General features: G+C 74.9%; 7 protein-coding genes. All 7 read left to right on the top strand.

The genetic code is table 11. The features are described from left to right. Positions 1 to 20 precede the first annotated feature (20 nt). Positions 21 to 782 carry an SRPBCC family protein gene (locus DLJ47_RS32760; RefSeq protein ID WP_109905889.1) on the top strand — a complete coding sequence of 254 codons (762 nt, stop codon included), beginning with the start codon at positions 21 to 23 and terminating at the stop codon, positions 780 to 782. Further along, positions 775 to 1,179, top strand: coding sequence for a cupin domain-containing protein (locus tag DLJ47_RS32755; protein ID WP_088994004.1), 405 nt, complete (start codon positions 775 to 777; stop codon positions 1,177 to 1,179). The genes DLJ47_RS32760 and DLJ47_RS32755 overlap by 8 nt, the downstream gene beginning before the upstream one ends. A gap of 55 nt (positions 1,180 to 1,234) precedes the next feature. Next, positions 1,235 to 2,509, top strand: a complete 1,275-nt coding sequence (locus DLJ47_RS32750) for a beta-ketoacyl-[acyl-carrier-protein] synthase family protein (protein ID WP_109905887.1) — start codon at positions 1,235 to 1,237, stop codon at positions 2,507 to 2,509. Further along, positions 2,506 to 3,750, top strand: a complete 1,245-nt coding sequence (locus DLJ47_RS32745; RefSeq protein ID WP_109905885.1) for a beta-ketoacyl synthase N-terminal-like domain-containing protein — start codon at positions 2,506 to 2,508, stop codon at positions 3,748 to 3,750. The genes DLJ47_RS32750 and DLJ47_RS32745 overlap by 4 nt, the downstream gene beginning before the upstream one ends. Further along, positions 3,750 to 4,097, top strand: a complete 348-nt coding sequence (locus DLJ47_RS32740; protein ID WP_109905883.1) for an antibiotic biosynthesis monooxygenase family protein — start codon at positions 3,750 to 3,752, stop codon at positions 4,095 to 4,097. The genes DLJ47_RS32745 and DLJ47_RS32740 overlap by 1 nt, the downstream gene beginning before the upstream one ends. Before the next feature lie 68 nt (positions 4,098 to 4,165). After that, complete coding sequence (locus tag DLJ47_RS32735; protein WP_109905881.1) at positions 4,166 to 4,468, top strand: hypothetical protein; 303 nt, start codon at positions 4,166 to 4,168, stop codon at positions 4,466 to 4,468. A 323-nt stretch (positions 4,469 to 4,791) separates the two neighbouring features. Continuing rightward, complete coding sequence (locus DLJ47_RS32730) at positions 4,792 to 6,162, top strand: class I adenylate-forming enzyme family protein (RefSeq protein WP_233258148.1); 1,371 nt, start codon at positions 4,792 to 4,794, stop codon at positions 6,160 to 6,162. The last annotated feature ends 95 nt before the right edge of the window (positions 6,163 to 6,257 follow it).

The raw sequence follows: 6,257 nt of genomic DNA, 5'->3' as shown, positions 1-6,257 counted from the left end.
GACCGACACAGGAGGACCCGATGACCGTCACCCATGGCCGTCCGCTGACCGGGGAGATCACCGAGATCCTGGTGGCCCACTGTGGACTGGACCGGGACGCGGCCGCCCGCGCGCCGGCCGCGTCCCTGGAGGAGCTGGGCATGGACTCGCTGGCCCTGCTGGAGCTCTCCGCCGTGGTCGCCGACCGCTGGCAGGTGCAGATCCCGGAACAGGCCGCCCAGCTGAGCATCCCCGCCGTGGCGGAGCTGGTGGCCCGCCGGGCCGACCCGCCCGGACACACCGAGAACAGCGTGCTGATCGCGGCGCCCCTGCCGCTGGTCTGGGACGTCACCAACGACGTCGCCCGCTGGACCGAGCTGTTCACCGAGTACGCCCGGGTGGAGATCCTGCACCGCGACGGCGACACCGTGCGGTTCCGGCTCACCATGCACCCGGACGAGAACGGGATCGCCTGGAGCTGGGTCAGCGAGCGCACCGCCGACCCGGCGACCGGGCAGGTCCGGGCGCAGCGGGTGGAGACCGGGCCGTTCGAGTACATGCGGATCCACTGGCGCTACACCGGGGAGCCCGGCGGTACCCGGATGACCTGGGTGCAGGACTTCGCCATGAAGCCGACCGCACCGGTGGACAACGCCGGCATGACCGACCGGATCAACGCCAACAGCGCGGTGCAGCTGGCCGTCATCAAGGAACGGGTCGAACGGCTGGCCCGCGACGGCGCGCCGACCGGCGGCCCGACCGGCGCGGCGACCGGTGAGCCGAGCGGAGGCGACGATGAGTGAGCGGACCCTGCGGCTGGTCGCCGCGCGGGACGTACCGCCGGACCGGCGCCGCGGCGGTGAGCTGCGGGTCCTGCTCGGGCCGCGGACCGTCGGCAGCACCTCCGGCTTCATGGGGGTGGCGGCGCTCGCGCCGGGGGAGCGGATCGCCGAGCACTACCACCCCTACAGCGAGGAGTTCCTCTACGTGTGCCGCGGCGCGATCACCGTGGACCTCGACGACCGGCCGGTGCCGCTGGCCGCCGGGGAGGCGCTGCTCGTCCCGGTCGACGTCCGGCACCGGCTGCGCAACACCGGCGACGAGCCGGCCGAGGTGGTCTTCCACCTCGGTCCGCTGGCGCCCCGGCCCGAGCTCGGCCACGTCGACACCGAGCTGGCCGAGCATCGGGGCGGGTCGTGAGCGCGAGGAGTGAGCCGGGGTTGCGAGCCCCGCAGTCGCGAACAGAGGTGCCGTCGTGAGCGGGCGCCGCACGGTGGTGACCGGCATCGGGGTGGTCGCACCGGGCGGCGTGACCCGGGACCGGTTCTGGAAGGCGATCACCGAGGGACGTACCGCGACCCGTCGGATCACCTTCTTCGACCCGTCGCCGTTCCGGTCCCGGATCGCCGCCGAGTGCGACTTCGACCCGGTCGCCGCCGGGCTCACCGAGGCCGAGCGGCGCCGCGCCGACCGGTACGTGCAGTTCGCGCTGGCCTGCGCCGCCGAGGCGGTCGCCGACGCCGGCCTAGAGCTGACCGAGGCCGAGCGGGACCACGCCGGGGTGGTGCTCGGCACCGCCGTGGGCGGCACCATGGCGTTGGAGCAGGAGTACGTGCGGGTCAGCGACACCGGCCGCCGGTGGCTGGTCGACCACGCCCGCGGCGGCCCGTACCTGTACCAGGCGCTGGTGCCCAGCAGCCTGGCCGCGGACGTGGCCTGCAGGCACGGCCTGCACGGCCCGGCCCAGGTGGTCTCCACCGGCTGCACCTCCGGCATCGACGCCATCGGGTACGCCCACCAGCTGATCGTCGACGGCGAGGCGGACGTGGTGCTGGCCGGAGCCGCCGACTCGCCGATCTCCCCGGTCACCGTGGCGTCCTTCGACGCGATCAAGGCGACCAGCCCAGACAACGACGACCCGGCGCACGCCTCCCGGCCGTTCGACGCCGACCGGCAGGGCTTCGTGCTCGCCGAGGGCGCCGCGGTGCTGGTGCTGGAGGAGGCCGGGCACGCCCGGCGGCGCGGCGCGCACGTCTACTGCGAGGTGACCGGCTACGCCAGCCGCAGCAACGGCTTCCACATGACCGGGCTGCGGCCCGACGGGGTGGAGATGGCGCTGGCGATCAGCGCCGCGCTGGGCCAGGCCCGGATCGCCCCGGAGCAGGTCTGCTACGTCAGTGCGCACGGTTCCGGCACCCGGCAGAACGACCGGCACGAGACGGCGGCGTTCAAGCGGGCGCTCGGCGAGGCCGCGTACCGGGTGCCGGTCAGCTCGATCAAGTCCATGGTGGGGCACTCGCTCGGCGCGATCGGCTCGATCGAGATGGCCGCCTGCGCGCTGGCCATCGAGTACGGCGTGGTGCCGCCGACGGCCAACTGGGCCACCCGCGACCCGGAGTGCGACCTGGACTACGTGCCGAACGAGGCCCGCGAGCTGCCGGTGGACGTGGCCCTCTCGGTCGGCAGCGGCTTCGGCGGCTTCCAGTCGGCCATGGTGTTCCGCCGGCTGCCCCGGACGGTGCCGGCGTGACCGCCCGGGCCGTGGTCACCGGGATCGGCGTGGTGGCGCCGAGCGGCGTCGGCGCGGACGCCCACTGGCGGACCGTGTTGGCCGGCACCCGCCGGACCGGGCCGATCACCCTCTTCGACCCGGCCGGCTATCCCACCCGCTACGGCGGCGAGGTCCCCGGCTTCGACGCCGCCGGGTACGCGGACAACCGCCGGTTGGTGCAGACCGACCGGTGGACGCACCTGGCGTTCGCCGCCACCCGGCTGGCGCTGGCCGACGCCGGGCTGCCCGAACGGGCCCCCGACCCGTACGGCTGGGCGGTCACCCTGGCCAGCTCGTCCGGCGGCAACCTGTTCGGCCAGCGGGAACTGCAACGGCTCTGGGGTTCGCCGGCACGGACGGTCGGGGCGTACCAGTCGATCGCCTGGTTCTACGCGGCCAGCGTCGGCCAGCTCTCCATCCATCACCAGTTCAAGGGGCCGTGCGGGGTGCTGGCCGCCGAGTCCGCTGGTGGCCTGGACAGCCTGGCGCACGCGGTGCGGACCATCCGCCGGGGCACCCCGGTGGTGATCGCCGGCGCGACCGAGTGCCCGCTGAGCCCGTACGCGCTGGCCTGCCAGCTGCGCTCCGGGCTGCTCAGCGACGTCGCCGACCCGGAGCGGGCGTACCGGCCGTTCGACGTCGCCGCCAGCGGTTACCTGCCGGCCGAGGGCGGCGCGGTGTTCGTGGTGGAGGAACTCGGGCGGGCGCTGGCCCGGGGCGCCCGGATCTACGGCGAGGTGACCGGCTGGGGCGCCACCCACGACGGCGTGCACACCGGACCGGACGGCGCCGGCGACCCCCGGCAGTACGCCCGGGCTATCCGGCTGGCCCTGGACCGGGCCGGCGTCGAGCCGGCGGAGGTGGACGTGGTGCTGCCCGACGCGCTGGGCGTGCCCCGCTACGACCGCGCCGAGGCCGCCGCGCTGCGCGCCGTCTTCGGCACCCGCCCGCCGCCGGTGACCACGCAGAAGCCGCTCACCGGCCGGGCCCACCAGGGCGGTTCGGCGGTGGACGTGGCGACCGCGCTGCTCGCCTTCCGGCACGACACGCTGCCCGCCTCGGCCGGGCCGGACGAGGTGGCCGACGGCTGCGAACTGGACTTCCTGCGTGCCCACCGGCGGCCGGCGAGCCGGACCGCGGTGGTCTGCGCGCGTGGCTTCGACGGTTTCAACAGTGCCCTGGTGCTGCGCGGCGCGGTGCCGGCGGAAGGAGGGGCGTGATGACCGATCAACGGGCCCGGGTGGTGTTCCTGGTGCGGGTGCCGGCGGCCCGCACCGAGGCGTTCCTCGCCGCGTACGAGCAGATCCGCCACCAGGTCGCCGGCGGGGTGCCCGGGCACCTGGTGGACCAGGTCTGCCGCTCGGCCACCGACCCGGAGCAGTGGCTGATCACCAGCGAGTGGGCGGCGCTGGCCGACTTCGAGCGGTGGGAACGCAGCCCGGAGCACCGCGACCTGGTCCGCCCGATGCGGGAGTGCTTCACCGACGCCCGGTCGCTGCGCTTCCACATCCACGCCCAGACCCACTCCCAACCTCCCGCCCAGACCCCGGCCGAGCGCCCGGCCTGACGCCTCGGCGCCGTGCCGTCGTCGGCGGCGGGGCGGCCGGCCGCCGGATCCGGTGGCAGGCTGCGGGGATGAGCGAACGTGACCTGCCCGCGTTGACCCGGGCCGAGCAGGAGCTCGTCGAGCGGTACCTGCACATCGTCGACCTGGTCGCCCGGCTGAACCCGGCCCGGGACAGCGGCCATTTCGACCCGCTCGGCTGCGTGGTCGCCGCGCAGGCCCTCGCGGCCGAGGCGAAGGCGGTCGCCGCGGTCGCCGAGCTGATGCGCGAGCGCGGCGAGACGGAACTGCACGCCGGCACGCTGGCCCGCGCGATGCGGGCGATGGACGGCGAGCGGCGCACCGCCCGGGTGGTACTGCCACCGGCGCCCTGACCCCGCGGCGCGCCCGCCGAGGGCCGGGCCGGTCGAAGAGCACCATCGGCCGTACGGTCGGCAGTGCCCGCCATCCGCACGATGGGTCATCGTTTGGTAGCGTTCGGTGGGCATACGCGTCCGATCCTGCCCCGTCGAACGGGCCGTCGACAATCCGGCCAGCCGCTCGTTTTGATCTAGCCATTTGCATGTGGCAATGGATCCGAGCGCCGTCGTAGGGTTCCCCCGCAGCACCCCGACAAGCACTTTTCCTGGGCGGATCCCGCCCTGTTCGATGCTGGGCGGTGACGGCGGTGGCGACGGAGCAACCGACAGGAAACCCGTTGAAGACGGACCCGGAATGGGTCGACGAGGTGCTGCTGTCCGGCCCGGCCGACGGCGTCTGCCTGCGGCTGCCGGCGCCGGTCGACCGGGCCACCCTGCGCCGGCTGGTCGCCGACGCGCAGGCCGGGCTGGTCGCCGCCGGGCTGCGTCCCGGCGGGGCCGCCGCGCTGCGGCTGCCGCCCTCGTTGGCGTACGTGGTGCACCTGCTGGCCACCTGGCGGGTCGGCGCGCAGGCGATCCTGCTCGACCACCGGCTCACCGACCACGAGGTGGACCGGGCGCTGCGCCGGCTCACCCCGCAGGTGGTGGTGGCCCCGGTGCGCGCCGGCGGCGGGGCGCTGCGCGTCTTCGTCGACGTCACCGCCGGCGTCACCGGCTACGCCGACCGGCCCGCGGGCAGCGGGCACGCGGTGATCCAGCTCAGTTCCGGCTCCACCGGACCGTCCAAGGTGATCGGCCGCACCGCCGGCGACCTGGTCGCCGAGGTGCGGCGCTACACCCGCATCGACGGGGTGGCGCTGCCCGGCGAGCGGATCGTCCTGCTTCCCTCGATGGTGCACGTGCTCGGCCTGGTCGGCGGACTGCTGTACGGCCTGCACGCCGGGGTCGAGCTGGTCCCGCCGGAGCGGCTCAGCGGCGACGCCGTGCTCGCCGCCATCGCCGCCGCCGACACCCCGGCCACCGTGCTCGGCGTGCCGTTCCACATCGGACTGCTCGCCTCCACCCGGCCGGGCGGGCCGCTGCCCCAGTTCAAGCGGATGACCACCGGTGGGGAACTGGTACCGGCCGCGGTGGCCCGGGCGTTCACCGACCGCTTCGGCGTGCCGCTGGGCAACATGTACGGGATGACCGAGGTCGGGGTGATCGGCACCGACCTGTACGGGCGGCACCGGCCGGCGATCGCTCCGGCGCCCGGCATCGAGGTCCGGGCGGTCGACGGCGAACTCTGGGTCAGCTGCCCCGCCTCGCCGTACGTGGGGCTCAGCGACCCGACCCGGTGGGCGGACGGTTGGCTGCGCACCCGCGACGCCGGCACCGTCGACCCGGACACCGGCCTGGTCACCGTCCGCGGCCGGCTGGACTCGCAGGTGTCGGTGGGTGGGATGAAGGTCGACCTCACCGAGGTGGAGACCTGCGTCGCCGAACTGCCCGGAGTGGCCGCCGCGGTGGTGCTCTGGGACGACGGCATCACCGCGTACGTGCAGCCGGACGGGCCGCTGTCGGAGGAGGTGCTGGACAAGCTGCTCGCCGAGCGGCTGGCCGGCTACAAACGCCCTCGCGTGCTGCGGCTGCTCGATCAGCTGCCCCGCACCACCACCGGCAAGCTGGTCCGCTCCCCGGACGCGCTGCGCTCGGCGGCGACGCCATGACCGGTCCGCTGTACCAGCCCGACGTCAGCGTCCACCACGAGCACCTCGACGGCGATGACCTGCTGCGACCGCTGCCCGGCCGAGCCGACCTGCGG

This window comes from Micromonospora sp. S4605 (assembly GCF_003176715.1).
In the GTDB taxonomy this organism is placed as follows: Bacteria; Actinomycetota; Actinomycetes; order Mycobacteriales; family Micromonosporaceae; genus Micromonospora; species Micromonospora echinaurantiaca.
The sequence above is the reverse complement of the archived record's forward strand: the minus strand, read 5'-3'. Positions and strand labels throughout refer to the sequence as shown.

What these genes read in the sequence shown, in the direction of transcription:
- DLJ47_RS32760 (WP_109905889.1), top strand. Translation starts at nt 21, where the DNA reads ATGACCGTCACCCATGGCCGTCCGCTGACCGGGGAGATCACCGAGATC.
- DLJ47_RS32755 (WP_088994004.1), top strand. Translation starts at nt 775, where the DNA reads ATGAGTGAGCGGACCCTGCGGCTGGTCGCCGCGCGGGACGTACCGCCG.
- DLJ47_RS32740 (WP_109905883.1), top strand. Translation starts at nt 3,750, where the DNA reads ATGACCGATCAACGGGCCCGGGTGGTGTTCCTGGTGCGGGTGCCGGCG.
- DLJ47_RS32735 (WP_109905881.1), top strand. Translation starts at nt 4,166, where the DNA reads ATGAGCGAACGTGACCTGCCCGCGTTGACCCGGGCCGAGCAGGAGCTC.